This window comes from Duffyella sp. Ts4 (assembly GCF_051851875.1).
GTDB lineage: Bacteria > Pseudomonadota > Gammaproteobacteria > Enterobacterales > Enterobacteriaceae > Duffyella > Duffyella gerundensis.
Window position 1 is genome coordinate 388,248 of sequence record NZ_JBLYPN010000001.1, and the last position, 25,161, is coordinate 413,408.

General features: G+C 54.7%; 27 protein-coding genes, 1 pseudogene and 1 riboswitch. Of the genes and pseudogenes, 14 read left to right on the forward strand and 14 right to left on the reverse strand.

Features of this window, described 5'->3' with window-relative positions; all coding sequences use genetic code 11:
* Window positions 1-72: 72 nt before the first annotated feature.
* Window positions 73-348 (reverse strand): YcgL domain-containing protein, encoded by a 276-nt coding sequence (locus tag ACJY2L_RS01855; protein ID WP_067431172.1) that lies wholly within the window; start codon window positions 346-348, stop codon window positions 73-75.
* A 159-nt stretch (window positions 349-507) separates the two neighbouring features.
* Here ACJY2L_RS01855 and minC point away from each other — a divergent pair, with 159 nt between their 5' ends.
* The 3 genes from minC to minE are packed head-to-tail and all read left to right on the forward strand — an operon-like array spanning window position 508 to window position 2,322.
* Window positions 508-1,200, forward strand: coding sequence for a septum site-determining protein MinC (gene minC / locus ACJY2L_RS01860; RefSeq protein WP_187486054.1), 693 nt, complete (start codon window positions 508-510; stop codon window positions 1,198-1,200).
* Between the two features lie 33 nt (window positions 1,201-1,233).
* Window positions 1,234-2,046, forward strand: coding sequence for a septum site-determining protein MinD (gene minD / locus ACJY2L_RS01865; RefSeq protein WP_067431178.1), 813 nt, complete (start codon window positions 1,234-1,236; stop codon window positions 2,044-2,046).
* Window positions 2,047-2,049: 3 nt separating this feature from the next.
* Window positions 2,050-2,322 carry a cell division topological specificity factor MinE gene (minE, locus tag ACJY2L_RS01870; protein WP_067431181.1) on the forward strand — a complete coding sequence of 91 codons (273 nt, stop codon included), beginning with the start codon at window positions 2,050-2,052 and terminating at the stop codon, window positions 2,320-2,322.
* Between the two features lie 54 nt (window positions 2,323-2,376).
* Here the strand turns inward: minE and rnd are convergent, their stop codons facing one another.
* The 6 genes from rnd to ACJY2L_RS01900 form a co-directional block, all read right to left on the reverse strand.
* On the reverse strand, window positions 2,377-3,498 hold the full coding sequence (gene rnd / locus ACJY2L_RS01875) for a ribonuclease D (protein WP_439212652.1): 1,122 nt from the start codon (window positions 3,496-3,498) through the stop codon (window positions 2,377-2,379).
* A gap of 105 nt (window positions 3,499-3,603) precedes the next feature.
* Window positions 3,604-5,283, reverse strand: a complete 1,680-nt coding sequence (gene fadD / locus ACJY2L_RS01880) for a long-chain-fatty-acid--CoA ligase FadD (RefSeq protein ID WP_439212653.1) — start codon at window positions 5,281-5,283, stop codon at window positions 3,604-3,606.
* Window positions 5,284-5,498: 215 nt separating this feature from the next.
* Complete coding sequence (locus ACJY2L_RS01885) at window positions 5,499-6,092, reverse strand: Slp family lipoprotein (RefSeq protein ID WP_439212183.1); 594 nt, start codon at window positions 6,090-6,092, stop codon at window positions 5,499-5,501.
* 85 nt (window positions 6,093-6,177) lie between these two features.
* Window positions 6,178-6,879, reverse strand: a complete 702-nt coding sequence (tsaB, locus tag ACJY2L_RS01890) for a tRNA (adenosine(37)-N6)-threonylcarbamoyltransferase complex dimerization subunit type 1 TsaB (RefSeq protein ID WP_067431189.1) — start codon at window positions 6,877-6,879, stop codon at window positions 6,178-6,180.
* Between the two features lie 60 nt (window positions 6,880-6,939).
* Window positions 6,940-8,850 carry an ATP-dependent DNA helicase gene (locus tag ACJY2L_RS01895; RefSeq protein WP_067431192.1) on the reverse strand — a complete coding sequence of 637 codons (1,911 nt, stop codon included), beginning with the start codon at window positions 8,848-8,850 and terminating at the stop codon, window positions 6,940-6,942.
* Window positions 8,851-8,938: 88 nt separating this feature from the next.
* A complete protein-coding gene (locus ACJY2L_RS01900; protein WP_173645369.1) occupies window positions 8,939-9,106 on the reverse strand; it encodes a hypothetical protein in 168 nt (55 codons plus the stop codon).
* Window positions 9,107-9,370: 264 nt separating this feature from the next.
* Here ACJY2L_RS01900 and ACJY2L_RS01905 point away from each other — a divergent pair, with 264 nt between their 5' ends.
* Complete coding sequence (locus ACJY2L_RS01905) at window positions 9,371-9,631, forward strand: hypothetical protein (RefSeq protein WP_439212184.1); 261 nt, start codon at window positions 9,371-9,373, stop codon at window positions 9,629-9,631.
* Between the two features lie 7 nt (window positions 9,632-9,638).
* On the opposite strand, the gene ghoS is transcribed toward ACJY2L_RS01905, so the two are convergent.
* Window positions 9,639-9,926, reverse strand: a complete 288-nt coding sequence (gene ghoS / locus ACJY2L_RS01910) for a type V toxin-antitoxin system endoribonuclease antitoxin GhoS (RefSeq protein WP_439212185.1) — start codon at window positions 9,924-9,926, stop codon at window positions 9,639-9,641.
* Window positions 9,927-10,206: 280 nt separating this feature from the next.
* On the opposite strand from ghoS, the gene ACJY2L_RS01915 reads away from it, so the two are divergent.
* Window positions 10,207-10,551: a RidA family protein gene (locus ACJY2L_RS01915; protein WP_439212186.1), complete on the forward strand. Its 345-nt coding sequence runs from the start codon at window positions 10,207-10,209 to the stop codon at window positions 10,549-10,551.
* Between the two features lie 11 nt (window positions 10,552-10,562).
* Here ACJY2L_RS01915 and ACJY2L_RS01920 read toward each other — a convergent pair whose 3' ends face one another.
* Window positions 10,563-10,748 carry a YoaH family protein gene (locus ACJY2L_RS01920; protein WP_067431201.1) on the reverse strand — a complete coding sequence of 62 codons (186 nt, stop codon included), beginning with the start codon at window positions 10,746-10,748 and terminating at the stop codon, window positions 10,563-10,565.
* A 103-nt stretch (window positions 10,749-10,851) separates the two neighbouring features.
* On the opposite strand from ACJY2L_RS01920, the gene pabB reads away from it, so the two are divergent.
* The 4 genes from pabB (at window position 10,852) to ACJY2L_RS01940 (ending at window position 16,109) form a co-directional block, all read left to right on the forward strand.
* Window positions 10,852-12,222, forward strand: a complete 1,371-nt coding sequence (pabB, locus tag ACJY2L_RS01925) for an aminodeoxychorismate synthase component 1 (RefSeq protein ID WP_439212187.1) — start codon at window positions 10,852-10,854, stop codon at window positions 12,220-12,222.
* Window positions 12,212-12,793 (forward strand): CoA pyrophosphatase, encoded by a 582-nt coding sequence (locus tag ACJY2L_RS01930; protein WP_067431207.1) that lies wholly within the window; start codon window positions 12,212-12,214, stop codon window positions 12,791-12,793. The genes pabB and ACJY2L_RS01930 overlap by 11 nt, the downstream gene beginning before the upstream one ends.
* Window positions 12,794-12,964: 171 nt before the next feature.
* Window positions 12,965-14,329 carry an L-serine ammonia-lyase gene (locus ACJY2L_RS01935; protein ID WP_067431210.1) on the forward strand — a complete coding sequence of 455 codons (1,365 nt, stop codon included), beginning with the start codon at window positions 12,965-12,967 and terminating at the stop codon, window positions 14,327-14,329.
* A 217-nt stretch (window positions 14,330-14,546) separates the two neighbouring features.
* Entirely contained in the window at window positions 14,547-16,109 is a 1,563-nt protein-coding gene (locus ACJY2L_RS01940) for an EAL domain-containing protein (protein WP_439212188.1), read from the forward strand.
* Window positions 16,110-16,153: 44 nt separating this feature from the next.
* Here ACJY2L_RS01940 and ACJY2L_RS01945 read toward each other — a convergent pair whose 3' ends face one another.
* Window positions 16,154-17,719: a TerC family protein gene (locus ACJY2L_RS01945; RefSeq protein ID WP_439212189.1), complete on the reverse strand. Its 1,566-nt coding sequence runs from the start codon at window positions 17,717-17,719 to the stop codon at window positions 16,154-16,156.
* Between the two features lie 475 nt (window positions 17,720-18,194).
* On the opposite strand from ACJY2L_RS01945, the gene manX reads away from it, so the two are divergent.
* From manX to mntP, 5 genes are all read left to right on the forward strand, one after another.
* A complete protein-coding gene (gene manX / locus ACJY2L_RS01950; RefSeq protein ID WP_067431219.1) occupies window positions 18,195-19,157 on the forward strand; it encodes a PTS mannose transporter subunit IIAB in 963 nt (320 codons plus the stop codon).
* 57 nt (window positions 19,158-19,214) lie between these two features.
* Window positions 19,215-20,012 carry a PTS mannose/fructose/sorbose transporter subunit IIC gene (locus ACJY2L_RS01955; RefSeq protein WP_067431222.1) on the forward strand — a complete coding sequence of 266 codons (798 nt, stop codon included), beginning with the start codon at window positions 19,215-19,217 and terminating at the stop codon, window positions 20,010-20,012.
* A gap of 15 nt (window positions 20,013-20,027) precedes the next feature.
* The gene (locus tag ACJY2L_RS01960; RefSeq protein ID WP_067431225.1) at window positions 20,028-20,873 is read left to right on the forward strand and encodes a PTS mannose transporter subunit IID; all 846 of its coding nucleotides are present in this window, start codon (window positions 20,028-20,030) and stop codon (window positions 20,871-20,873) included.
* Window positions 20,874-20,929: 56 nt separating this feature from the next.
* On the forward strand, window positions 20,930-21,385 hold the full coding sequence (locus ACJY2L_RS01965) for a DUF986 family protein (protein WP_067431228.1): 456 nt from the start codon (window positions 20,930-20,932) through the stop codon (window positions 21,383-21,385).
* Between the two features lie 194 nt (window positions 21,386-21,579).
* Window positions 21,580-21,751: riboswitch (yybP-ykoY riboswitch) on the forward strand.
* A 7-nt stretch (window positions 21,752-21,758) separates the two neighbouring features.
* A complete protein-coding gene (mntP, locus tag ACJY2L_RS01970; protein WP_067435358.1) occupies window positions 21,759-22,319 on the forward strand; it encodes a manganese efflux pump MntP in 561 nt (186 codons plus the stop codon).
* Here the strand turns inward: mntP and rlmA are convergent.
* The 4 genes and pseudogenes from rlmA to ACJY2L_RS01990 all read right to left on the reverse strand — a co-directional run bounded on the left by rlmA (window position 22,316) and on the right by ACJY2L_RS01990 (window position 25,160).
* Window positions 22,316-23,131, reverse strand: coding sequence for a 23S rRNA (guanine(745)-N(1))-methyltransferase (gene rlmA, locus ACJY2L_RS01975; RefSeq protein ID WP_439212190.1), 816 nt, complete (start codon window positions 23,129-23,131; stop codon window positions 22,316-22,318). The two genes, mntP and rlmA, sit on opposite strands and share 4 nt — an antisense overlap.
* Before the next feature lie 136 nt (window positions 23,132-23,267).
* A complete protein-coding gene (gene cspE / locus ACJY2L_RS01980) occupies window positions 23,268-23,477 on the reverse strand; it encodes a transcription antiterminator/RNA stability regulator CspE (RefSeq protein WP_001062678.1) in 210 nt (69 codons plus the stop codon).
* Window positions 23,464-23,633, reverse strand: a pseudogene (locus tag ACJY2L_RS01985) (DUF2627 domain-containing protein). The gene cspE and the pseudogene ACJY2L_RS01985 overlap by 14 nt, the downstream one beginning before the upstream one ends.
* Before the next feature lie 531 nt (window positions 23,634-24,164).
* The gene (locus ACJY2L_RS01990) at window positions 24,165-25,160 is read right to left on the reverse strand and encodes an MBL fold metallo-hydrolase (protein WP_439212191.1); all 996 of its coding nucleotides are present in this window, start codon (window positions 25,158-25,160) and stop codon (window positions 24,165-24,167) included.
* Window position 25,161 lies beyond the last annotated feature (1 nt).

Here is a 25,161-nt window from a genome sequence, read left to right on the forward strand (position 1 = left end):
TACGACGCTTACAAAATTAAATATTGTGTCGCGGAAGACAAGGGGGTGTATATATTTACAGATGAATCCGAATTAATCCTGACCGCTATTTTCCAGATGCATCTTTAACAGGCTTTCCGGCGGCGGCGGTATTTGTAAATAATAGCCCTGATCTAATAAAGCCTGCTGCACTTTTTTAATATCCGCGCCCGCCAGCTTCTCCCGCTTGCCCAGGTTTAAAACCATAGATAACTGTGGCTTACCAAAGCTCTTCAGCAGCGCTTCCGGCACCCGCGAAAAATCGTCTTTTTTTTCAACATAAAGGTAAGTTTGGTCGCGCAATGCGCTTCTGTAGATCACACAAAACATATTTTTTACTCGAATTAACGGGAATGGTGGCTTGCCTGAATATAGCGGTAACTATAACATGCTTGCAGTACTTCGGAATAATGTCCCGCCGCGATTAAGCATTGATTAAATCAGGCATAATTTAACCAGGTAAGACATAACAGGACTGAGTCAGGACAGATGTCGCAAACGCCAATCGAGTTAAAGGGCAGCAGTTTTACGCTGTCTGTCATTCATTTACACCACACTCAGCCCGAGGTGGTTAGTCAGGCGCTACAGGACAAGATCGACCAGGCTCCGGCTTTTTTGAAAAATGCACCTGTGGTGCTGAATGTATCCAGCCTTAATGGCGCGGTGAACTGGAAAGAGATGCAGCAGGCGATAGCAGCCACCGGGCTGCGCATCGTCGGCGTCAGCGGCTGTAAAGATGACGCGCTGAAACGCATGATCACCCGCGCCGGGCTTCCGGTCCTCTCCGAAGGTAAAGAATCAAAGCCTCAGGCTGAGGCACTGCCAGAACCGATTGTCCAGGCGCCTGAAGCGTCGAAAACGCGCATCATTAATACGCCAGTGCGATCGGGTCAGCAGATTTATGCGCGGAATGCGGATTTGATCGTAACCAGCAGCGTCAGCGCCGGTGCCGAACTGGTTGCTGATGGCAACATTCATATTTACGGCACGATGCGTGGCCGTGCGTTGGCCGGTGCCAGCGGCGATCGCGATTGCCAGATTTTTTGCACCAGTCTCTCAGCGGAGCTGGTCTCAATAGCCGGTGAATACTGGATTATGGATCAACTGCCGGCTGAATTTTTCGGTAAGGCCGCCCGCCTGTGCTTACAGGACGGCGTGCTTACCATTAAGACTTTACTTTAGGCCCCTTTTCTTTCGTTAAGGAAATCACTCTATATGGCACGCATTATTGTTGTTACATCAGGCAAAGGGGGCGTTGGCAAGACCACGTCAAGCGCGGCCATCGCGACCGGTCTGGCGCAGAAAGGTAAGAAAACAGTCGTTATCGATTTTGATATCGGTTTGCGTAATCTCGATTTAATCATGGGTTGCGAACGTCGTGTGGTATACGACTTCGTCAACGTTATTCAGGGTGATGCCACGCTGAATCAGGCGCTGATTAAAGACAAGCGCACGGAAAAACTGTTTATTCTGCCTGCGTCACAGACCCGTGATAAAGATGCACTAACCCGTGAAGGGGTTGAGAAAGTGCTGAATGACTTGGCCGCGATGGATTTCGATTTTATCGTGTGCGACTCACCAGCGGGCATCGAAACCGGTGCGTTGATGGCGCTCTACTTCGCCGATGAAGCGATCATTACCACCAACCCTGAGGTCTCCTCAGTACGCGACTCCGACCGCATTCTGGGCATTATCGCCTCAAAATCGCGCCGTTCGGAAAACAGCCAGGATCCGGTAAAAGAGCATCTGCTGTTGACCCGTTACAATCCGGGACGCGTCAATCGCGGCGACATGCTGAGCATGGAAGACGTGCTGGAAATTCTGCGTATTCCACTGGCTGGCGTGATTCCGGAAGATCAGTCGGTACTGCGCGCCTCTAACCAGGGTGAGCCGGTCATTCTGGATACCGAATCTGACGCTGGTAAAGCTTATTCCGACACCGTTGATCGCTTGCTCGGTGAAGAACGCCCCTTCCGCTTCATTGAAGAAGAGAAGAAGGGTTTCCTGAAACGCCTGTTCGGGGGATAAACCATGGCCTTACTTGACTTCTTTTTATCCCGAAAGAAGAACACCGCAAACATCGCTAAAGAACGGCTGCAGATTATCGTGGCTGAGCGCAGGAGGGGCGACAGTGAGCCCCACTATCTGCCGCAGCTGAAGCGTGACATTCTGGAAGTGATTTGCCGTTATGTGAAAATCGATCCGGAAATGGTTACCGTGCAGCTGGATCAAAAAGGCGATGATATTTCAATTCTGGAGCTGAACGTGACGCTGCCGGAAGTGGAAGAAGCCGACACTAAATGATCACCCAACGCGTATAGCGTTCCCCTGCTGTTGAGCAGGGGAATGTTTACGGGTCTATTCCACGTTCAGTAAGTGTTGGATGCGTGCGGCCAGCAGTTCACCGCGCCAGCCTGCTAACAGCTCTGGCTCGCGTTTTTGCGGCTTCAGCTTCCAGTGCCAGCTTAATAACTGGTTGATTTGCCTGCGTGATGCCAGCAGTTCCGGGCTAAATCCGCTCTCTTCCGATACCGACTTAATCAGCGCCTTAATCTCTTTGAACGCCGTTTTGTATTGCGGATGATCGATCAGGTTAGCCAGCGGCTCAGGCAGGCTGCTTTCGTCAGCGGCCATCGCTTCCGCGACACAGGCAAGCATCGCTTTGCCATGAAACCGAATCTCATTGCCTGCCAGGCCAAGATGGTCCAGTTCGCCCAGTGAACCGGGCAGAAAACGTGCCACTTTCCAGAGGTGTTCTTCGCGTACGACAAAATTAACCGCCATGTCTTTCTCGCGCGCGACCTTCAGGCGCCATGCCGCCAGGCGCTGCAGCGCCGCCAGCTGACGCGGGCGCAGCTGCCAGGCGTTGGTGATTTCCCGCCAGGCGTCTTCCGGCTGCAGCACATCGGTACGACGCTGGCAGAGCAGCGCGCATTCGCTTAATGCCGCGGCCATATTGCCCGCTTCCTCGGTTTCCTTCATCAGCTGATGCGCGATGGGCAGCAGATACCAGACGTCGGCGGCGGCATACTGACACTGCTTCTCGGTCAGCGGACGCGCCAGCCAGTCGGTGCGCGATTCGCTCTTATCCAGCGCAATGCCGGTAAAAGATTCCACCATGGTGGCGAAGCCGCAGGAGAGCGCGCGACCGCTGAAGGCTGCCAGAATTTGCGTGTCGATAAGAGGTTCAGGCAGCTGGCGAAACTGGTTGAGGAACACTTCAAGATCTTCACTGCCGGCATGCAGAAACTTGGTGATGCTTCTGTTGCTCATCAGCGCGACAAACGGTGTCCAGTCAGTGATTTTAAGTGGATCGATCAGGCTAACCTGTTCGCCATCAAACAGCTGAATCAGCCCCAGCTGAGGATAATAGGTGCGGGTGCGCACAAATTCTGTATCCAGCGCCACGCTGTCGTGGCGGCCAGCGGCTTCACACACTTCAGCCAGCAACTGGTCATTCTCAATCAGTAAATAATCCAATGTCATTTCTCTCTCAGTCCGCGTTTAGCGGCGGACCGTTAAAATTATCTCAATAAAAACGCCGGTAAGGATACCGGCGTAATGCGTCTGTTGTTAACAACAACGTTAAGAGGCGGTTTTCTTCAACGCTTCATCGCGCAGCTCACGGCGTAAAATTTTACCGACGTTGCTTTTCGGCAGTTCGTCACGGAACTCAATGATTTTAGGTACTTTGTAGCCGGTTAACTGGCGGCGGCAGTGATCCAGCAACTCTTCTTTGGTCAGCGACGGATCTTTCTTCACTACGCACACCTTCACAGCTTCACCCGACAGGTCGCTGGGCACACCAATCGCGGCGGCTTCCCGTACCTTGCTGTGCTGCATCAGCACATCTTCAATCTCGTTGGGATAGACGTTAAATCCGGAGACCAGAATCATATCTTTCTTGCGGTCGACGATGCGGATAAACCCTTCACGATCAACGGTAACAATATCGCCGCTGTGAAGCCATCCATTTTTCATCACTTCTTCAGTGGCTTCAGGATGTTGCCAGTAGCCGCGCATCACCTGGGGCCCGCGAATGCACAGCTCACCGGGTTCGCCCGGCGCGACCTCATTGCCCTGCTCATCGCTGACCCGAATGTCGGTAGAGGGAATCGGCAGGCCGATGCTGCCATTATGGCAGGTAATATCGTAAGGATTGACCGACACCAGCGGCGCGCATTCGGTCAGGCCGTAGCCTTCAAGCAGATAGTGACCGGTGAGTTTTTCCCAACGCTCGGCAACCACTTTCTGCACCGACATGCCGCCACCGGCGGAAAGGCGCAGGCTGGAGAAATCGAGCTTCTGAAAATGGCTGTCGTTCAGCAGCGCGTTGAACAAGGTGTTAACGCCGGTAATGGCGGTAAAGGGGTATTTCGCCATCTCTTTCACAAAGCCCGGAATGTCGCGCGGGTTGGTAATCAGCAGGTTGGTGCCGCCGAGATCGAGAAACAGCAGGCCGTTTACCGTCAACGCAAAGATGTGATACAGCGGCAGTGCGGTGACCACCAGCTCTTTGCCATCGCGGAGCACCGAACCGTAGGTCGCTTTTGTCTGCTCCAGATTCGCCTGCATATTGCGGTGGGTCAGCATTGCGCCTTTGGCCACGCCGGTGGTGCCGCCGGTATATTGCAGAAAGGCCAGATCGTCATTGCTCATCGCTGGCCGTTTGTAGCTCAGCGCTTTTCCCTGCTGCAGCACGTCGCGAAAGGAGATAGCGTTAGGCAGATGATATTTTGGCACCAGCCGTTTGACATATTTAACGACAAAGTTGACCAGCGTGCCTTTTACCGGCGACAGCTGATCGCCCAGCCGGGTCAGCACTACCTGTTTAATCGCCGTCTCTGCCACCACTTTTTCCAGCGTATGCGCAAAGTTTGAGACGATGACAATGGCGCTGGCGCCGCTGTCGTTCAGCTGATGCTTCAGCTCGCGCGGCGTATAAAGCGGATTGACGTTAACCACGATCATCCCGGCGCGTAAGACGCCAAACAGCGCCACCGGATATTGCAGCAGGTTCGGCATCATCAATGCCACGCGATCGCCTTTTTTCAGACCCAGCCCCTGCTGTAACCAGGCGGCAAACGCACGACTGCGCTCCTCCAGCTGGTTGAAGCTCATGTGCTGACCCATATTGATAAAGGCCGCCCGGTCGCCATAGCGTTTCACCGCCGCTTCAAACAGCCCGACCAGTGATTCATAGCGATCGGCATTAATTTCAGCCGGTACATCAGCTGGATAGCGGTTAAGCCATACTTTGTTCAACGCATCACCTCGATACTCGTTTTTGATCGCCATCGCCGCCTCAAACCGGTTCAGTGTTAACAATATTTTAACTTATTAGACCAGTTGAGCCTTCATGTCCGTTTGCAGCTTGCGAGACGCATCACTAATTTTCTCATTCCATGAGAACACCAATAAAAAGGCCCGCTCACATCGCTGCAAGCGGGCCGTTTTCTATTTTATCCTGGACAGCCGGTTTATTCAGTTAAAAAGGTTTGTACCTGCGCCGGTGCACCCATATTAAAGCCGTACCACGGGTTTGGACCCCAGTAACCGTGCCGGTGGCGCGTCGGGCCATACCAGATCCATGGATCCATCGACTGCGGTGGCATCACGACCTGCTGGCTGACGCGCCAGCGCTGATAGCCACTGACATCAATAACCAGATAGTTGTAGCTGGCCTCGCCAATCTGCCCTTTTTCAGTGCCTTTAATGGTGCCGACCACGGTGACCATCTGCTGGTTAACATCTACCGGATCGACAAAGCCGTTGATGTCGGCGTAAAGGCGACCGTTAGAAGCGGCACCTAACGTCGGACGCGCACCTTCATCCAACGGCTGGGCGGCAATTTCCAGGCGGGTTTTACCATTGAGATTGCTGACTTTGACTACTTTGCCGCCGAAACGAGACTCCTGACCTACGTAGAGCTGCGGAGCATTCATTACCCGCACCAGATCATCCTGCGGCGTGGCCGAATGACCTTTAATTGCATCAGGGACCGTCACACAGCCTGCAAGTAACACTGTGGCCAACATCAGAGCAGCGCGCTGCCCTATTACCGCGTAACGCATCGCCATCTCCTGTGGAAAATCTGACCATTGTCTGAATAGTACAATCTTAGCAATTAGACTATGCCGCCAACGTTAAGTTGCTGCCTTATTCGCGGCCAGGTAACTTTTTCCATGCGACGGTATTACGCAGATAGGTTGGCTCCGCCTGCTCCACCGCAACCGCCTGATTTGCTCGTAGCGCGGCCTGCGCCAGCGGCAGCATATCTTCTGCGACAGGCAGTTCCACACCGGCAGAACGCAGTTGCAGAGCGTGGCCCGTCGCCAGTTCAGGATAGGCCTGCCAGCCGGTGCCCACGGTGGACCATTCGCCGCTCAGCGCCGCCATGCGCTGCTGCGCTGCGGCGGGCGTCAGCACCGCTTCGCTCGCTTCACCGAGCCAGTTGCCCTGCTCATCGCGCTGGTATTCCGCCCAATAGACTTCGCCCATACGCGCGTCTATCGCAGCCAGCACGCGGGTTGCACCGGCCAGACGCCATGCGCCCTGCGCCATGGTTGCCAGCGTGGAGACGCCAATCATCGGCAGATCGGCGCCCAGCGCCAGACCCTGCGCGATGCCAATACCGATGCGCACGCCGGTAAAGCTGCCGGGTCCGCGGCCATAGGCCAGCGCATCCAGCGTATGCAAAGTGGCCTGCTGCTGCTGCAGCACCGACTGCACCATGGGCAAAATGCGCTGCGTGTGCTCGCGCGGGCAGATTTCAAACAGGGCATTAACGGTGTCACCGTTGGACAAGGCAACCGAGCAGGCTTCCGTTGCCGTATCAACGGCTAAAATTCGGGCAGACATATTAACCTCTGGCAGGAATGACTTTTTTGCGGCGCGCAGTTTACCATAGCGCGCCAGTAATTACCGATCTTCGCGCTCACGGAGAAAGGCGGCGGCGCGGTCAATATCACGCGTACGTGGCGTTGGCGGCAGGCTGTTGAGAAACAGCGCACCGTACGGACGCATGACCAGCCGGTTATCACAAATCACCAGCACGCCACGATCGTCAACGTCACGGATCAGGCGACCAACGCCCTGCTTCAGGGTAATCACCGCGTCAGGCAGCTGCACATCGTCAAATGGCTCGCCGCCACGCAGACGGCAATCTTCCATGCGCGCTTTGAGCAGCGGATCTTCTGGCGAGGTAAACGGCAATTTGTCGATAATCACCAGCGACAGCGCATCGCCGCGCACGTCAACCCCTTCCCAAAAACTGCTGGTGGCCACCAGCAGCGCATTGCCCGCGGCAACGAACTGTTTGAGCAACTGTCCTTTGCTGGTTTCTCCCTGCAACAGCACCGGTAGCGTCAGCATGGCGCGAAACTGGGCCGCCAGCTCACGCATCACCTGATGTGAGGTACAGAGAAAAAAGCAGCGGCCATTGTTCGCTTCGATCAGCGGCGCCAGCATAATTGCCAGCTGGCGTGCACCGCCCGGCTGATTCGGCGACGGCAGATTACGTGGCACGCACAGCAGCGCCTGACGGGTGTAATCGAACGGGCTGGAGAGGATCAGCGTTTTCGCGCCTTTAACCCCTAACCGGTCGATAAAGTGATCCATATTTTCATTCACCGCCAGCGTTGCCGAGGTGAAGATCCACGCCGCAGGCCGATCGTTCATCACTTCGCGAAAACGATCCGATACCGACAGCGGCGTTAATGCCAGAATGAAGTGGCGCGAGTTACATTCGTACCAGTAGCTAAAGCCGGGCTGGCTGGTATCCCGCAGCCGTTTCAGGCGTGCACGATAGAGCGCGGCTCGGTCAAAGGCGGCATCCAGCAGTGCGGAGCGTCCCAGCGAGAGTTTGATCACGTCATAACAGAGCTCCAGCGCATCGTCCAGCAACGTAAACGCGCGCTGAACCTCTTTATCCTGCATCAGTTCACGCAGGTTGCCACGGAAGCTCGAATCGCCAAGGCGCAAACGGAAGTCCTGTGCGCACTGCGCAAGACGATCGGCCGACTTCTGCAGCTGCTGCACATCCCGAATTTCAGTGCGATAGGCGATATTGATGTCTTTTGCCAGATCGAGCAGCTGGCGGCTGGAGAGTTGTTGACCAAAATACTGACTGGCGATATCGGGGATCTGATGGGCTTCATCAAAGATCATCACGTCGGCTTCCGGGATCAGCTCTCCAAACCCGCTGTCTTTGACTACCATGTCCGCCAGAAATAAGTGGTGATTCACCACCACCACGTCGGCATCCATCGATTTGCGGCGTGCTTTAACCACAAAGCACTCTTTATAGAGCGGGCAATCACTGCCGAGGCAGTTGTCGTTGGTGCTGGTCACTAAGGGCCAGATAGTGCTGTCTTCGGCCACTGCGGCGCAGGTACTGATATCACCATCAACGGTTTCGCTTGCCCAGCCGCGCAGGTGTACCAGATCGCTCATCGCCTGTGCCTGAAGCTCACCGCCCGCCATCGACTGCTGTTCCATGCGTTCCAGGCAAAGGTAGTTGGAGCGCCCTTTCAACAGCGCCAGTCGGCCTTTGAAATCCAGCGCGCGCGCGATGGTCGGCAGATCGCGACTGTATAGCTGATCCTGCAACGCTTTGGAGCCGGTCGAGATGATCACCTTTTTACCCGAACGTAAGGCCGGTGCCAGATAGGCATAGGTTTTACCGGTGCCGGTTCCCGCTTCCACCACCAGCTCACCGCGATCGCTGATGATGTCACTGACCGCCTGCGCCATTTCACGCTGGGCCGCCCGCGGTTTAAAACCTGGAATCGCCTGCGCTAACAGGCCTTCTGCTGCAAAATCGTCTGCCACACTTCCTCTCAACCCTGCGAAAACACCTGTGATTATGTCAGTATCTGACCGGCAACGCACTCACCGCATTTTTGCGGACATGTCGGGTTCAATAGATGACGTAAAGCGTCAGCAGGGCCAGCACAACGAAAAGGCCGATAAAGGTGAGGACGCCTTTACGCGGGGTTTGTGATTTACCCACCATCACCGAAACAAAGGTGATCAAGAGCGTCAGTGCGCCCGCCATGACCCAAAAAAGATATTGTTGATTCGCCATTTTTTGCGTTCAGTCCTCGTAAACCGTGCTTTTTTTAGAGCGGCTTTTATACCATTTTTCACCCGCTCTCGCCTTAGCTTACGCCGTCATGGCGGTGGGTTTCAGTGTTGGCGTTGCGAGAGCAGACGATGATTTAACAGAAAGGGAGCAGGAACAAGCAAAACTGGTTGAAATACTGTATATAAATACAGTATAAAGATGAGCATAAATTAACCTGTTGGCTGCGTGTTAGCAGGCGTGCCGGGCTTTTACGAGTGAAGACGTATGACGATTATTCTTTACGGCAGGGTTAGCCGCGAAACGGCGAAGGCCCGTCGTCATGCGCGACGACGGGCTGCCGGCCTCACCGCAAAACGGCATGAGAAAGCGCGACATGCGGAAAAAACTGCAGCGGGATACGCCAGGTCCTGCTGTCGTATTGAAAAAGCGGTTAATGCGCCTTCCCTGCGCGATACGGCGACCGCTGGCGCGCTCTGTTTACCGGGCGTGGCAATTTACGTTGTTCGTCCACGGGCAAAAGTGTAGTGGCCGATTACCCTTCAATCGCTTCCAGCCCTCGCCAGTATCGCCCCAGCGATTCAGTCACCAGCACCGCAGGATTGGCGCTGATGCGTTCGGCCAGTGCGAATACCTTGTGCATGATCTCCTGGCGATATTCGGTGCCGACGTAGGCAAACTCATCGCTGGGAAGGCGATAGTTGATGCCTCCTTTACACATCAGCGTGCGCAGAAAGCCATGCTGTTTCATCTCATCCCGCAGCCGGGCATAAGCGGCTGGCGGCGCGTTACGTAATTCAATGCGGACAATATAGCTACCCATAACTGTAATCCTGATACGGTGACCTCAAAATTTAAGTTTACTTAAGTTTGTGTTTTTTGCCTGCTGACACTGCAAAAAAAGTGCAATTACCTCATTTCCAGCGGTGAACTTCACTGAAGAATTTAGGTAATCCATTGAAAATAGTCATTATTCTGCAGCAACAGGCAGCTGAAAATAAAATCGGTACTTTATGGGGTTTTAACGCGGGTAGCACCGCAGGATAGCCGCGGTTGCACTTTTGTGGCAGGCTTGGGCGCCATGTTTCTCAGGAGTAAAACAGATGACCATTAAACGCATTGACCCGGAACATCGCATGTCGGAAGCCGTGATTCATAATGACACGGTATATTATACCAGCGTGCCTGAAAACCTTGATGACGATGCCGAAGCGCAAACCGCCAATGCCCTTGCGGTGATTGATGCGTTGCTGACGCGAGTGGGATCGGATAAAAGCCGCATTCTCGATGCGACCATCTTTCTGGTCAATAAAGAGGATTTCGCTGCAATGAACCGCGCATGGGATGCCTGGGTTTCTCCCGGCAATGCGCCAGTGCGCTGCACGGTTCAGGCGGGGTTGATGAATCCCAAATATCGGGTGGAAATCAAAGTGGTTGCCGCGCTGTAAGCGAAGCGGGCTTATTCCTCGTCGTCTTCATCTTCAAAACGCGCGGTAATATGCCCGCCGGTGTGGGTTTCACGAATCTCTTGCGCCACCAGCGCAATCGCCTCGCCGCTGCTCATGCCTTCGGACATCAGTTTATGGATACGATCGACCGCTTCTTGCTGCTGATCGTAAGATAACGCAGGTAATCCAGTAATCATTTTGCTCTCCTGTGGGTATCACGCGATTCTACGCTAAAGCGAGATGCTACCAGTAAATTATTGTGGCAGGCTAACTGCCCAGAGAAATGAACGGTTAATAACTATGCCGCCCGTCTACACCTCGCTTGATTATCAACCCGATTCGCTGACCTCGCTGTTCTCTGCGGTGGCCGATTGCCCGTGGGCGATGCTGCTCAGCTCCGGTCAGGCGGATCACGCTGATAATCGCTTTGATATCATGGTCTGTGAGCCGCGTGTTCGGCTGGTGACCCAGGGAGCCCTCACCGAAATCACTGACGATAACGGCGTCAGGCTCACAGAGGACGATCCCTTAACTTTACTGCAGGACGCGCTGCTGGCATTTAACCTCAGCACGCCCGCCCATCCCGACATTCCTTTTCATGGCGGCGCGCTGGGGCTGTTTGGCTACGATTTGGGCCGTCGCTACGAACAGATCGCCAGCCAGGCACAAGATGATTTGCGTACGCCCGATATGGCGGTAGGCATTTATGACTGGGCGCTGATCGCCGATCATCATCTGCGCAAGCTGACCCTCGTCACGCAGGCAGATGACGGTGAGCGGGTAAACTGGCTGCAACGGCTGGTGCCGCGTGCCGCCGCGCCGTTTACCCTTACCCGCCGCTGGCAGTCGAATATGTCACAGGAGGAATATCGTCAGCGCTTTGCGGCGGTGCAGCGCTATCTGCTGGCGGGCGACTGCTATCAGGTCAATCTGGCACAGCGCTTTCAGGCGTCCTATCGCGGCGACGAATGGCACGCTTTTTGTCTGCTTAATGCGCAGAACCGTGCGCCGTTCAGCGCCTTTCTGCGCCTGCCGACGAGCACCATTCTCAGCTTATCGCCGGAACGCTTTCTTTCGCTACATGGCGACGTAGTGGAAACCCGGCCGATTAAAGGCACGCTGCCGCGGTTAGATGATGAAGCCACCGACCGGCTGCAGGCGCTGAAGCTGGCCGCTTCAGAAAAAGATCGCGCTGAGAACCTGATGATTGTCGATCTGCTGCGCAACGACATTGGCCGCGTCGCCGCGCCCGGCAGCGTATCGGTGCCAGAACTGTTTGTGGTGGAGCCTTTTCCCGCGGTGCACCATCTGGTCAGCACGGTGCGTGCTCGACTGAAACCGCCGCTACAGGCGACCGATCTGTTGCGTGCCTGTTTTCCTGGCGGTTCAATCACCGGCGCGCCCAAGGTACGGGCAATGCAAATTATCGAAGAGCTTGAGCCACAGCGGCGTAACGCCTGGTGCGGCAGCATTGGCTACATCAGTTTTTGTGGACGCATGGATACCAGCATTACCATTCGCACTCTGATAGCCGAACAGGGTCAGCTGTTTTGTGCCGCGGGCGGTGGCATTGTGGCCGATAGCGACGTTGACGCGGAATATGCCGAGACGCTGCACAAGCTGAAGCGCATTTTACCCTGCCTGCCGCAGGAGGCTGACGATGCAGAATAACCTGACGCTGGATAACTTTTTAACCCGTTTTCTGCTGCATCCGCCGGCGGTAAAAACCGCTGAGCTGCCGACGCGCCATGCGGCGGTGCTGGTGCCGATCGTGGCAGCGGCTGAGCCTCGCCTGCTGTTGACCCGCCGCGCCCGCACCCTGCGTAAACACGCTGGCCAGGTCGCTTTTCCCGGCGGCATGCAGGATGCGGAAGATGCGTCGCTGATTGCTACTGCCCTGCGCGAAGCGATGGAAGAAGTGGCGATCCCGCCGGATCGGGTCAGGGTACTGGGCACGCTGCCGCCGGTCACCAGCAGCACCGGTTTTCAGGTCACGCCGGTGGTCGGCCTGATCCCACCCGCGATTGATTACCGCATGAATCCGGCGGAGGTGGAATCGCTGTTTGAGATGCCGCTACAGGAAGCGCTGCGCGTTTCGCGCTACAGTGAACTCAGCGTTCACCGTCAGGGCAGACGCTTGCCGGTCTGGCTTTCCTGGTATGATGACTACTTTATCTGGGGAATGACCGCAGGCATTATTCGCGAGCTCAGCCTGCAGCTTTACCCCGACGTGCCGGAATAGTCTGATTAATCAATTTCGCTTGTCACCGGCACGTCCCATGCTGGTGAGCCATAACTTTTTCTGTGGAAAAGCATTACTATTTTTCATGTGAAAATCGCCATTTCCTGCCCCATTGACGTTTACTATTACGCCGATAACCAGCACATAACATTCACCCCAGGAGTTCATGACGTGATTAGCGTTTTTGACATGTTTAAAGTGGGCATCGGCCCATCAAGTTCGCATACGGTTGGCCCTATGAAAGCGGGAAAACTGTTTGTCGATGAACTCCTGCAATCGGGGCGACTGCACGACATTACGCGCCTGTCGGTAGACGTTTATGGCTCGCTGTCGCTGACCGGCAAAGGTCACCATACCGACATTGCCATTATTATGGGCCTTTCCGGCGCCATGCCTGACACGGTGGATATCGATGCGATTCCGGCATTTATCAGCCAGGTTGAACAGCAGCAGCGTCTGCCGCTGGCGAATGGCCAACATGAAGTCGATTTCCCACGCGAAGGCGGCATGGTGTTTCGCAGCGATAATCTGTCGCTGCACGAGAACGGCATGCGCATTAACGCCTTTGCCGGCGATCTGCTGGTATCAAGCAAGGTCTATTACTCGATTGGCGGCGGCTTCATCGTTGATGAGGCGCATTTTGGTCAGTCAACGCTGGATGAGGTCAATGTGCCCTGGCCGTTTGACTCAGCCAAAGCGCTGCTGGCGCATTGTCATCAAACCGGCCTGTCGCTTTCTGGCCTGGTGATGAAAAATGAACTGGCGCTGCATAGTCAGCAGGAGATCACCGATTACTTCAGCAACGTCTGGCAAACCATGCAGGCCTGCATCGAACGCGGGTTAAATACCGAAGGCGTGCTGCCCGGACCATTGCGTGTGCCGCGCCGCGCTGCCGCCCTGCGCCGCATGTTGGGATCGGCCAGTAAAAACTCCAGCGATCCCATGAACGTTATTGACTGGATCAACATGTTTGCCCTGGCGGTCAACGAAGAGAACGCCGCGGGTGGCCGCGTGGTTACCGCGCCGACCAACGGCGCCTGCGGCATTATTCCTGCGGTGCTGGCCTATTACGATCACTTTATTGAGAGCGTCACGCCGGCCATTTTTATCCGTTACTTCCTCGCCTCTGGTGCCATTGGCACGCTCTACAAAATGAACGCCTCTATTTCTGGCGCGGAAGTGGGTTGTCAGGGCGAAGTGGGCGTGGCTTGTTCAATGGCCGCCGCCGGACTCGCTGAACTGATGGGCGGTAGCCCGGAGCAGGTGTGCGTCGCCGCTGAAATCGGCATGGAACATAACCTCGGGCTGACCTGCGATCCGGTGGCTGGTCAGGTTCAGGTGCCGTGCATCGAACGTAACGCGATTGCCGCCGTTAAAGCGATCAACTCAGCGCGTATGGCACTGCGCCGCACCAGCGCGCCGCGTGTGTCTCTCGATAAGGTGATCGAGACGATGTATGAGACCGGCAAAGACATGAACGCCAAATACCGTGAAACCTCACGCGGTGGTCTGGCGATCAAAGTACAGTGTGACTAAGTGACAATGTCACTTATTTTTATTGCGCCAGCCACCACATAACCGCATTCGTTTCTGGTTGCCCTGTCCATTCCACGCCACAATAATATCTTCATTGCACAACCGTTTGTCCCTTGGGCAAACGGCCACACTTTTAATCTGTCCAGCTAAACTCAGCGACTGTCATGCCGATAACAGAACGTCGAGGATTAATTGTGCATTTTTAGGATGGTAGCTGATGCAGATGTCCCAGCAGATCGTTGGAGAGTTCCGCCGTAAGCGCTTGTTCATTGCTGCAATGGTCGCCTTACTGGTGCTGCTTCTTACGCTTAGCTTTCGTTTTTTTGAAGAAAAAAGCCGTATCGAGCAGCAGTCGCGCGACTTTGCCAATCACACGATAGCGCGTTTTGATCGTATGTTTTCTCCCCTCGATGTGTCAGCGAATAATACGCAGGCGCTGGTAGGATTACGCTGCGGCGAAGTGCGTTTTCCGTTAATTGAGAACCTGGCTGCACTGCAAACCGTGCGCGCTATTTTGTTGGTCGATCACGGTAATATCTACTGCTCCAGCATTTACGGCGAGCGCGCTATCTCTTTTAGCGAAGCCTATCCTGAGCTGGCTATCTCCAGTCAACGCATGCTGCTAACCACCGATAACTACCTGCTGAAAGGCTCACCGGTGTTGATGCTGTGGACGCCAAAAACGCTGGATAACCACTCTGGCTTGATTCAGGTAATTAACATCGAGCTGATGAGCAATTATCTGCTTGAGCCGACGCTGCCGTGGGTTGAACGAACGGTGTTTAACGTGGGCGGTAAAAGCCTGGAATATGGCAATCCGCTGATTGAAGAGGCACTGCCTTCGGCGGATGAAGTGAGCTATGAAGAGTCGTCGCTGCGCTATCCCTTTTCCATTACGCTGTTTGGTCCCCCCCCGGCGCGTCTGGCGCTGATGACGCTGCCGTCGCAACTGCCACTGGCGCTGCTGCTCAGCATGCTGACCAGCTATATCGTCTGGCTGGCCACCGCCAACCGCATGAGCATGGCGTGGCAGATCAGCTACGGCCTAACGGCAAAAGAATTTATGGTGTACTGCCAGCCGATTATCAACGCCAGCAGCGGCAACTGCGACGGCATTGAACTGCTGCTGCGCTGGCATAACGCCCGTCAGGGCTGGATCCCGCCTGACGTCTTTATTCCGCTGGCTGAGCGCCAAAACCTGATTGCGCCGCTCACGCGCTTTGTCATCACTGAAATGGTGGCGCACTTGCCGGTGATGCCGCGCTGCAAATCTTTTCATGTGGCGATCAACGTGGCGGCCAGCCATTTTCGCGATCGGGCGATTCTTGACGACTTACAAAGCCTGTGGTGGCCCGCCAATCCTGGTCCGCAGCTGGTGGTGGAACTCACCGAACGCGACGCATTGCCAGTGGTCGATCAGCGAGTAATTTCCCATTTACACAAAGTGGGCGTCCAGCTGGCAATTGATGATTTCGGCACCGGCCACAGCTCGCTCTCCTACCTGAAAACGCTGCAGCCGGATGTGCTAAAAATCGATAAGATGTTTACCGCCGCCATCGGCACCGATGCGATAAACGCCACGGTGACTGATATGGTGATTTCGCTGGCACAGCGGCTGAACATTAGCCTGGTGGCGGAAGGCGTGGAAACCGAGGAGCAAGCAAATTACCTGCGTGAGCGTGGCGTTGATCGCCTGCAGGGTTATTTCTATGCCCGCCCGATGCCGCTGGGTGACTTTCCGGCGTGGATGGATCGTCATCTGGCGCGTATCGAAGCATAAAAAAACGGCGCCCTGAGGCGCCGTTTTGTCGTGACCCTCTGCGGTTATTCCGCTTCAGATTCATCATGCTCATGGCGATCGCGCGTGACCCGCACCAGATCGATGCGGTAATCGGTCGCTTCCAGCACCAGAAAGTGCAGCGGCGGCAGATCGATCACTTCGCCCGGCACTGGCAGCTGGCCTTTTTGTGCAATCAGCAGACCCGCCAGCGAAGCGTGGTCATCTTCCGGCCTGACCAGATCGTGAATATCAAACAGCTGCTGCAGTGAATGCAGATCGGTACCGCCTTTAACTAACCAGCCATCGGCGTCCGCCACGATATCCGGGGTTTCATCTTCATCCGGGAACTCACCGGCAATCGCCTCCAGCACGTCCAGCGGCGTAATCAGTCCCTGCACCACGCCAAATTCGTTGGTGACAATCACGAAGCTGCCTTTGGCACGACGTAGCACGCTCAGCAGGTTAATGGGATCCAGCGTTTCCGGCACCACAATCGCCGGATTAGTGGCAGCAAAGCTGGCCACGTCAACGCCGCGCTCAAGTGCCACCAGCAGCTCTTTGGCGCGCACAATGCCCACAATCTCATCCAGCTCACCACGACAGACTGGAAACAGGCTGTGCGGCGTATCGAGTAGCTGTCGACGCACGTCATCCAGCGGGCGATTGACATCCACCCACGAAATTTCGCCACGCGGCGTCATGATGCTGCGGATAGAGCGTGATGCCAGCGTCAGTACGCCGTTGATCATAAAACGCTCTTCATCCTTGAAGGTTTCCTGCGGCATCACCGTGTTCAGCGTTTCACCCTCGCTGCTGCTTTGCTGCGCGCTGCGACGCCCGCCCATCAGGCGTTGAATCGCCTCTGCGGTCCGCTCACGCATCGGACGGCGCGCCTGATGACGCATAAAGTTATGACGCGCAATCTGATTGAACAGCTCGATCAGAATCGAGAAGCCGATTGCCGCATAGAGATACCCTTTCGGGATGTGGAAACCAAAGCCTTCGGCCACCAGGCTGAGGCCAATCATCAGCAGGAAGCTCAGACACAGCACCACAACGGTAGGATGCTTGTTAACGAAGTTGGTTAACGGCTTCGACGCCAGCAGCATCACGCCCATGGCGATAATCACCGCCGTCATCATCACCGGCAGGTTGTTTACCATGCCCACCGCGGTGATCACCGCATCCAGTGAGAAGACCGCATCCAGCACCACAATCTGCATCACTACTGCCCAGAAACTGGCGTAGCCCTTATTGCCGCCGCTGTCGTGATCGCGGTTTTCCAGCCGTTCATGCAGCTCCATCGTGGCCTTGAACAACAGGAAGAGTCCACCCGCCAACAGAATTAAATCGCGTCCTGAGAAGGCAAACTGCCCGACTTCAAACAGCGGACGCGTCAGCGTCACAATCCACGAGATCAACGACAGCAGGCCGAGGCGCATGATCAGTGCCAGCGACAGGCCGATCAGTCGCGCTTTATCGCGCTGCTTAGGCGGCAGCTTGTCAGCAAGAATGGCGATAAACACCAGGTTGTCGATGCCGAGCACGATTTCCAGTACCACCAGCGTGAGTAGCCCGGCCCATATTGAGGGATCGAGAAGAAATTCCATTACAGGCTCCTGTGACTCAAATAGCGGTTAGCGCACCATGGCCATGAATGTGGCGGTGCCGTGAATAAGCGTGAGGTGAAAACGTGGGAAATAAGCGCTGCTGAAAAGCAGGTTGAAGCAGTGAAATGACGTCGGTGACAGTCCATGCGAGGGGCTGAGGCCCGTTACTCCTGAGTAATAAACAGAGGATTACTCTATCAGTTGCAATCTTACCGTCAAAATATTTTCTTACATTTACAATAGTTACGATGGCGATCAAGGTTTAGCCATGTTTTCGCTCTTGACGGCCTATTTCAGCGCCAAATAGGCGGCACAGGTCACATAATAATTTTTTTCACTCTCTAAAATAATTCGCGGTTTTAGGCTCTTCACAGACATAAATTTACAGAACACCGTGTCATTTCTGTCACGCGCCTGCCGCTTCACTCAGCGGTGGCAGCGTGACCATGCATCAATCCCTCAACGGAGGTAGCAAGTGGCTATTGCTATTATGATCGGCACTCACGGTTGGGCAGCGGAGCAGCTGCTGAAGACCGCTGAAATGTTATTAGGGGAGCAGGATAACGTCGGCTGGATCGATTTCGTGCCCGGCGAAAATGCGGAAACCCTGATGGAGAAATATCAGGCGCGCCTTGCTGCGCTTGACTGTCAGGAGGGCGTGCTGTTCCTGGTGGATACCTGGGGCGGCAGTCCATTTAATGCGGCCAGCCGCCTGGTGGTCGATCGCGAGAATTATGAAGTGGTCGCCGGGGTGAATATTCCCATGCTGGTGGAAACCCTGATGGCGCGTGACGATAACCCGGCATTCAACGCACTGGTGGCTATCGCCGTGGAAACCGGTCGTGAAGGCGTTAAAGCGCTGAAGCTGCCGGAACCGGAGCAAAAGCCTGCCGCCACGGCCAGCAAAACGCCCCCACCAGCAACTGCGCCGCAGGGCAGCGGTGGCCACATGAAAATTGGCCTGGCACGTATAGACGATCGTCTGATTCATGGCCAGGTCGCCACCCGCTGGACCAAAGAGACCAACGTAAACCGCATTATCGTGGTCAGCGATGAAGTTGCCGCCGACCACGTGCGCAAAACGCTGCTCACTCAGGTTGCGCCGCCCGGCGTGACGGCACACGTAGTGGGCGTGGATAAGATGGTGCGCGTCTGGAACAACGACAAATATGCGCAGGATCGGGTGATGCTGCTGTTTACCAATCCCACCGACGTTGAGCGGCTGGTTGCCCAGGGCGTGGAAATTAAAAGCGTTAATATCGGCGGTATGGCGTTCCGTCAGGGGAAAACGCAGGTCAACAACGCGGTTTCTGTGGATCAGAAAGATATCGAGGCGTTTCGCAAGCTGCATGCGCGCGGCATTGAGCTGGAAGTGCGGAAAGTGTCCAGCGACCAGCAGTTAAAGATGATGGATTTGATTGCCAAAGTCAGTGCCTGACCGCGTGCGGTTTAGCACCTTTTTACTACCGAATCGATTTACCACAGGAGAGACGTTATGGAGATCACCACGCTACAAATCGTGTTGATATTTATCGTTGCGTGTATTGCGGGCATGGGTTCCATTCTGGATGAGTTTCAGTTTCACCGGCCACTGGTAGCCTGCACGTTGATCGGCTTTGTGTTGGGTGATGTAAAAACGGGCATCATCATCGGCGGTACGCTGGAGATGATTGCATTGGGCTGGATGAACATCGGCGCCGCGGTGGCACCCGATGCCGCCCTCGCCTCGATCATCTCCACCATTCTGGTGATTGCCGGCGGGCAGAGCGTGGGTGCCGGTATTGCGCTGGCCATTCCGCTGGCCGCTGCAGGCCAGGTACTGACCATTATCGTGCGTACCATTACCGTTGCTTTCCAGCATGCGGCGGATAAAGCCGCCGATAACGGCAACCTCACCGCTATTTCCTGGATCCATGTGTCTGCGCTGGTTTTGCAGGCGATGCGCATCGCAGTGCCAGCAGTGATTGTTGCGGTATCGGTAGGTACCGACGCCGTGCACACCCTGCTTAGCTCGATTCCGGAAGTGGTGACCAACGGTTTGAACATCGCGGGCGGAATGATCGTGGTAGTGGGTTACGCCATGGTGATCAACATGATGCGCGCGGGCTATTTAATGCCGTTCTTCTATCTGGGCTTTGTTACCGCTGCTTTTACCAATTTCAATCTGGTGGCGCTGGGCGTCATTGGCGTGGTGATGGCCGTGCTCTATATCCAGCTCAGTCCTAAATATAACCGCGTTGCAGGCGCGCCAACCGCTGGCCCGGCAAACGATCTTGATAACGAACTCGATTAAGGAACAGGTGCACTCATGGTCGATACAACCACTACAGCTAAAAAGTTAACGCCTGGCGATATCCGCGGCGTATTTATGCGCTCTAACCTGTTCCAGGGTTCGTGGAACTTTGAACGTATGCAGGCGCTGGGCTTCTGTTTTTCGATGGTGCCGGTGATCCGTCGCCTTTATCCGGAAAACAACGATGCGCGTAAGCAGGCGATCAAGCGCCATCTTGAGTTTTTTAACACGCATCCTTATGTTGCTGCACCGGTGCTCGGCGTCACCATGGCGATGGAAGAGCAGCGGGCTAACGGCGCACCCATCGACGATGCGGCGATCAACGGCATCAAGGTTGGCCTGATGGGCCCACTGGCGGGGGTGGGCGATCCGATCTTCTGGGGCACCGTGCGCCCGGTGTTTGCCGCGCTGGGAGCCGGTATTGCCATGAGCGGCAGCCTGCTCGGTCCCCTGCTGTTTTTCGTCCTGTTTAACCTGGTGCGCCTCGCTACCCGTTATTACGGCGTGGCATACGGCTACCGCAAAGGCATCGACATCGTCAACGACATGGGCGGCGGCTTCCTGCAGAAGCTGACGGAGGGCGCATCCATTCTTGGCCTGTTTGTCATGGGGGCGCTGGTCAATAAATGGACCCATGTAAACATTCCGCTGGTGGTGTCGCGCATTACCGATCAAACCGGGAAAACCACGGTCACTACCGTGCAAACCATTCTTGATCAATTGATGCCCGGCCTGATTCCGTTGTTGCTGACCTTCGCCTGCATGTGGCTGTTGCGCAGAAAAGTGAATGCGCTGTGGATCATCATGGGCTTCTTCGTCATCGGTATCGTTGGCTTCTGGGCTGGCGTGCTGGGCCTGTAACCTTCTCACCGGACGCCATACGGCTTCCGGTTTTTTCGCCTGTCTGAAGAGCCGTTATGACATTAACCGATAGCCTTATTCTGGCGCTGATTGTCCTGCTGCTGGGCTACGCCATTTATGATGAATTGATTATGCCGCGCCGCTATGGTCCCACTCGCCTGCGGGTGCCACTACGCCGTCGCGCACGCCTCGACAGTCTGATTTTCATCGGCCTGCTGGTCATTCTGGTATGGAACAATATCTCCCGCCAGGGCCAGCCGCTGACCACCACGCTGCTGCTAACGTTAATTTTTATGGCGGTTTATCTTTTCTGGATTCGGCGGCCCAAATTATTATTAAAAGAGGATGGCTTTTTTTTCAGCAATATCTGGATACGCTGGCCGCGTGTGCAAGCGATGAATTTATCCGAAGATGGCGTGCTGGTGATGCAGCTTGAGCAGAAGCAGTTACTGATTCACGTCTGTGAATTAGACGATCTGGAGAAAATTTATCATACAATCGTTAAAAATTAGCCACTTAAAAATATAGCAGAGGTTATACTTCTATCCCTCTGCTTATTTATTTAGCATCAGCTTGTTATTTCTTTTACTATTTAATAACCCCAACAAAATAATGATTACTATTTACCCACCTTTATTGCGGCTATTTTTGAATAGTCTCAAAGGCAATATTTTTATTTGCCGCTAAATCACGTTGTGTTAATGTAGCCGCCGTCGTTGGGGAGTAGCCGGCTTCTGTATTTTCAGAAGCGCACCAGTCAACATACTCGTTCCGCAGAACGTGGTTGGTGCGACCTGTCAGGTTGGCGAGACCAAAGACACATGGGCCGGTCAGGTTGGGAAGGCTTGTGTGTTATTTGGATTCCCGGCCGAGGTCATGACTTCGATGAATATCACCGCCACACTCTTTCTTGCCTTCGGCATGTCCATGGATGCCTTCGCCGCTTCGCTCTGTAAGGGCGCTGCGCTGCGTAACCCCCGTTTTTCCGATGCGCTGCGTACCGGCCTGATTTTTGGCGTGGTAGAAGCGATTACGCCGTTAATTGGCTGGAGCATTGGTCAGTTTGCCACTCAGTATGTCATGCGCTGGGATCACTGGATCGCCTTTACATTGCTGTTAATTTTGGGTGGCAGGATGATCATGGAGGGCGTACGCGGCCACGATTGCGACTGTGAACCGGTGCTGCGTCATGGCTTCTGGCTACTGGTAATGACCGCCATTGCCACCAGCATTGATGCGATGGCGGTTGGCGTCAGCCTGGCCTTTATGCAGGTGAATATTGTGCAAACCGCGCTCTGTATCGGCACGGCAACCTTTATTATGTCGACGCTCGGCATGACCCTTGGCCGCGTCATCGGCCCGCTGCTTGGTAACCGTGCCGAGATCCTCGGCGGCGTGGTGCTGATTGCCATTGGCAGCCATCTGCTCTACGCCGCGCTGGTTTAATCCCGGCGCCAGAGCCGCAGCATGAAATCGGTCTCACAGCTGAATTCGTCCTGCTCCGCCAGATGTTCCCACACCGCCGGTTTTGCCCGCCAGGCAAATGGCGTCATCTGTAGTAACGTCGTCGCACTTTTGCCATCCATTCTCATCGCATATGCCAGCTGTGATTCCTGTTGCAGCGTCATTCCCGGCAGCAGTTCCGCTTCGGCGGCGTGCAGCTGCACCTCAGAATAGATCAGCGATTTGAACTGAATCAGATGACGCGGTCCCGGCGTGACGGTGAGCATGATGCCGCCCGGCTTTAGCACGCGCGTCAGCTCACTCGCCTTGCAGGGCGCATAAATGCGCACCACCGCATCCAGACTGGCGTCGGCAAAAGGCAGACGGTGGCTTGATGCCACACAAAAGGCGACGTCGGCATAGCGTTTTGCCGCCGCGCGAATAGCCACTTTAGCCACATCCAGCCCGATAACCTCACGCTGCTCGCGGTCGGCAAAGCGTTTGGCGATCGCTGCCGTGTAATAGCCTTCACCACAGCCAATATCCAGAATGGTCAACTTCTGCTGCGGCAGGTTATTGCTTAACAGCGTCGTTACCGCCTGTTGCAGCGGCTGGTAAAAACCGGCATCAAGAAAGTCGCGGCGCGCCTGTATCATTTCCGCGCTGTCGCCCGGCTGTTTGGAACGCTTGTGCTGCACGGGCAACAGATTGATGTAACCCTCTTTTGCCCGGTCAAAATGGTGCTGACTGGCACAACGCAGGCCGTTATTGGCAGGGGTCAGTGGCTGCTGGCAGAGGGGACAATTCCAGATCATGGTTCGCTCCGGTTACGCAAAAGAGGCGCAGTTTACCTGTTAATCAGGCGGCTCGAAACCAAAGAAAAGCCCCGGCAAAATGCCGGGGCTTTACTGTACCGAATCAGAGGTGCTTAGCACCGCATCAGGCGGCTAATCAGATAGCAGTGACGTTAACTGCAGCTGGACCTTTCTGACCATCCTGGATTTCGAATTCAACGTTCTGGCCTTCAGCCAGAGTTTTGAAGCCATTACCCTGAATAGCAGAGAAGTGTACGAACACGTCTTTGCTGCCGTCTGCAGGAGTAATAAAGCCAAAGCCTTTAGACTCGTTGAACCACTTAACCTGACCTTTAATCTTTGCCATTTTGCAAATTCCTTAGAGTGTTTATATAGCCCGAGGGCTGACTTACAGAGAAACCAGAGACATTACTGCATGAGGCACTAATTAAGGCTCGGCAAGGAAGCGGTATTCAACGAAAACGTTTTTACTCAGAACTTCTTTACTCAAGATGCCACACATAAACAGAGCTGTACCTCGTTTTATCCGGAAATTGTTATCACATATTCGATAATTAATGGCAAGGGTTTTTTAAACGCTGAGCGACTGGACGCACATATTTTATGAACAGCCGCAGCGAAATGCATAAATATGCTTAAGCGAAGCGAAATGTGTTGTTGAACTGCCGTAATTGTGACTACTGCCACTGCACTTGTGCATAGCCCGATCGCCGTTTTTGGCCTCTGTACCGTGCCATTCGGTCGCCTGAGCGATGCCAGTAAAGATGACAGCAATATGACATGACTATTTCGGTAATGCTTTACTGAATTAATTATTTAGGCCTGAATGAAGCCGCCAATTAGTTTAGGACTAATTATAAAAGCGCAGCGGAAAAACATTTTTTGCACCAAAATCATGAAAAAAATAATCGCGCTGCCCCAATTAAATGCAGCGCAAGGATTGCTAGCAAAGATTTATTTACGACACTTATTTATTTCTGCTGAATGCGTGTTGTTCTATATCAGCTTTACCTGCCATTTAAGATAAATCTTACTAAATAAAATTTAGCGCCCTGCTTTCACCAATACGCCATGCACTGAACAGGCGCTCATCCAACTGTGCCGCCTGCATCGCCTGCGACAAAATCGCCGGTGGCGCATCCAGCGACTCATCTGCCAGCTCAAACACACCCCAGTGAATCGGAATGGTCAGCGGACAGCCAGCAGCACGGTGTAATGCCACGGCCTGCGTCGGATTCATATGCTGGCTCTGCATAAACCATTCCGGAGCCCAGGCACCGATGGGCAACGCAGCCAGATTAAAGGGTCCCAGTCGGCGTGGAATCTCCAGCAGATTGTCTGAATAACCGCTGTCGCCGCTGAACCAGAAGCGCAGCGTCTGGCTGTGAACCGTCCATCCGCACCATAAAGAACGATTACGATCCTTTAAGGTTCGCATGCTCCAGTGGCGCGCGGGCACAGCATGCACCTGAATATCGCCGAATGTCGCCTGCTGCCACCAGTCAAGCTGGACAACGTGCCGGGCGCCCTGTCGCGTAAACCAGGGTTTTAATCCCAATGGCACAACAAAGCGCACGTCCGGAAAGCGCTTAAGAATCTGTCGGATTGTGGGCGCATCAAGATGATCGTAATGATTATGAGAGATCAGCACATAGTCCAGCCGCGGCAGCTGCGCGATCGCTAACGGTGCCGGAGTGTGCCGTTTTGGTCCGTAAAAACGCAGCGGTGAAGCGCGTGGCGACAGCGCAGGATCGATCAGAACCACCTGCTGCTGCAAACGCAGCATGATACAGGCATGGCCGAGAAACCAGACCGCATCGTCATCGCCCTGCAAATGCGCAGGCTGATACCATTGCTGCCGGAAGGCGTCATAACCACCGGCAGGGGGAAAAGGCAATCCGCTGGCTTTACGTTCTTTGCGCCAGCGCTGCAGATCGCCCTGCTGGCGCGTGTCCGCCTCCGGATTACGAAAACCCTGTGGGGTATGATGCGCTTTGGTGGCGTCATACCAGGGATTTTTCCATACCATG

Excerpts from the sequence above, each read along its gene's own strand:
- ACJY2L_RS01905 (WP_439212184.1), top strand. The coding sequence starts at position 9,371 with ATGACGATTATTCTTTACGGCAGGGTTAGCCGCGAAACGGCGAAGGCC.
- rlmA (WP_439212190.1), bottom strand. The coding sequence starts at position 23,131 with ATGATCTGGAATTGTCCCCTCTGCCAGCAGCCACTGACCCCTGCCAAT.
- ACJY2L_RS01945 (WP_439212189.1), bottom strand. The coding sequence starts at position 17,719 with ATGGAATTTCTTCTCGATCCCTCAATATGGGCCGGGCTACTCACGCTG.
- ACJY2L_RS01940 (WP_439212188.1), top strand. The coding sequence starts at position 14,547 with ATGCAGATGTCCCAGCAGATCGTTGGAGAGTTCCGCCGTAAGCGCTTG.
- cspE (WP_001062678.1), bottom strand. The coding sequence starts at position 23,477 with ATGGCAAAGATTAAAGGTCAGGTTAAGTGGTTCAACGAGTCTAAAGGC.
- ACJY2L_RS01855 (WP_067431172.1), bottom strand. The coding sequence starts at position 348 with ATGTTTTGTGTGATCTACAGAAGCGCATTGCGCGACCAAACTTACCTT.
- mntP (WP_067435358.1), top strand. The coding sequence starts at position 21,759 with ATGAATATCACCGCCACACTCTTTCTTGCCTTCGGCATGTCCATGGAT.
- ACJY2L_RS01960 (WP_067431225.1), top strand. The coding sequence starts at position 20,028 with ATGGTCGATACAACCACTACAGCTAAAAAGTTAACGCCTGGCGATATC.
- minC (WP_187486054.1), top strand. The coding sequence starts at position 508 with ATGTCGCAAACGCCAATCGAGTTAAAGGGCAGCAGTTTTACGCTGTCT.
- minD (WP_067431178.1), top strand. The coding sequence starts at position 1,234 with ATGGCACGCATTATTGTTGTTACATCAGGCAAAGGGGGCGTTGGCAAG.
- ACJY2L_RS01990 (WP_439212191.1), bottom strand. The coding sequence starts at position 25,160 with ATGGTATGGAAAAATCCCTGGTATGACGCCACCAAAGCGCATCATACC.
- ghoS (WP_439212185.1), bottom strand. The coding sequence starts at position 9,926 with ATGGGTAGCTATATTGTCCGCATTGAATTACGTAACGCGCCGCCAGCC.
- ACJY2L_RS01900 (WP_173645369.1), bottom strand. The coding sequence starts at position 9,106 with ATGGCGAATCAACAATATCTTTTTTGGGTCATGGCGGGCGCACTGACG.
- ACJY2L_RS01915 (WP_439212186.1), top strand. The coding sequence starts at position 10,207 with ATGACCATTAAACGCATTGACCCGGAACATCGCATGTCGGAAGCCGTG.
- ACJY2L_RS01885 (WP_439212183.1), bottom strand. The coding sequence starts at position 6,092 with ATGCGTTACGCGGTAATAGGGCAGCGCGCTGCTCTGATGTTGGCCACA.
- pabB (WP_439212187.1), top strand. The coding sequence starts at position 10,852 with ATGCCGCCCGTCTACACCTCGCTTGATTATCAACCCGATTCGCTGACC.
- minE (WP_067431181.1), top strand. The coding sequence starts at position 2,050 with ATGGCCTTACTTGACTTCTTTTTATCCCGAAAGAAGAACACCGCAAAC.
- ACJY2L_RS01920 (WP_067431201.1), bottom strand. The coding sequence starts at position 10,748 with ATGATTACTGGATTACCTGCGTTATCTTACGATCAGCAGCAAGAAGCG.
- ACJY2L_RS01930 (WP_067431207.1), top strand. The coding sequence starts at position 12,212 with ATGCAGAATAACCTGACGCTGGATAACTTTTTAACCCGTTTTCTGCTG.
- ACJY2L_RS01965 (WP_067431228.1), top strand. The coding sequence starts at position 20,930 with ATGACATTAACCGATAGCCTTATTCTGGCGCTGATTGTCCTGCTGCTG.
- ACJY2L_RS01955 (WP_067431222.1), top strand. The coding sequence starts at position 19,215 with ATGGAGATCACCACGCTACAAATCGTGTTGATATTTATCGTTGCGTGT.
- tsaB (WP_067431189.1), bottom strand. The coding sequence starts at position 6,879 with ATGTCTGCCCGAATTTTAGCCGTTGATACGGCAACGGAAGCCTGCTCG.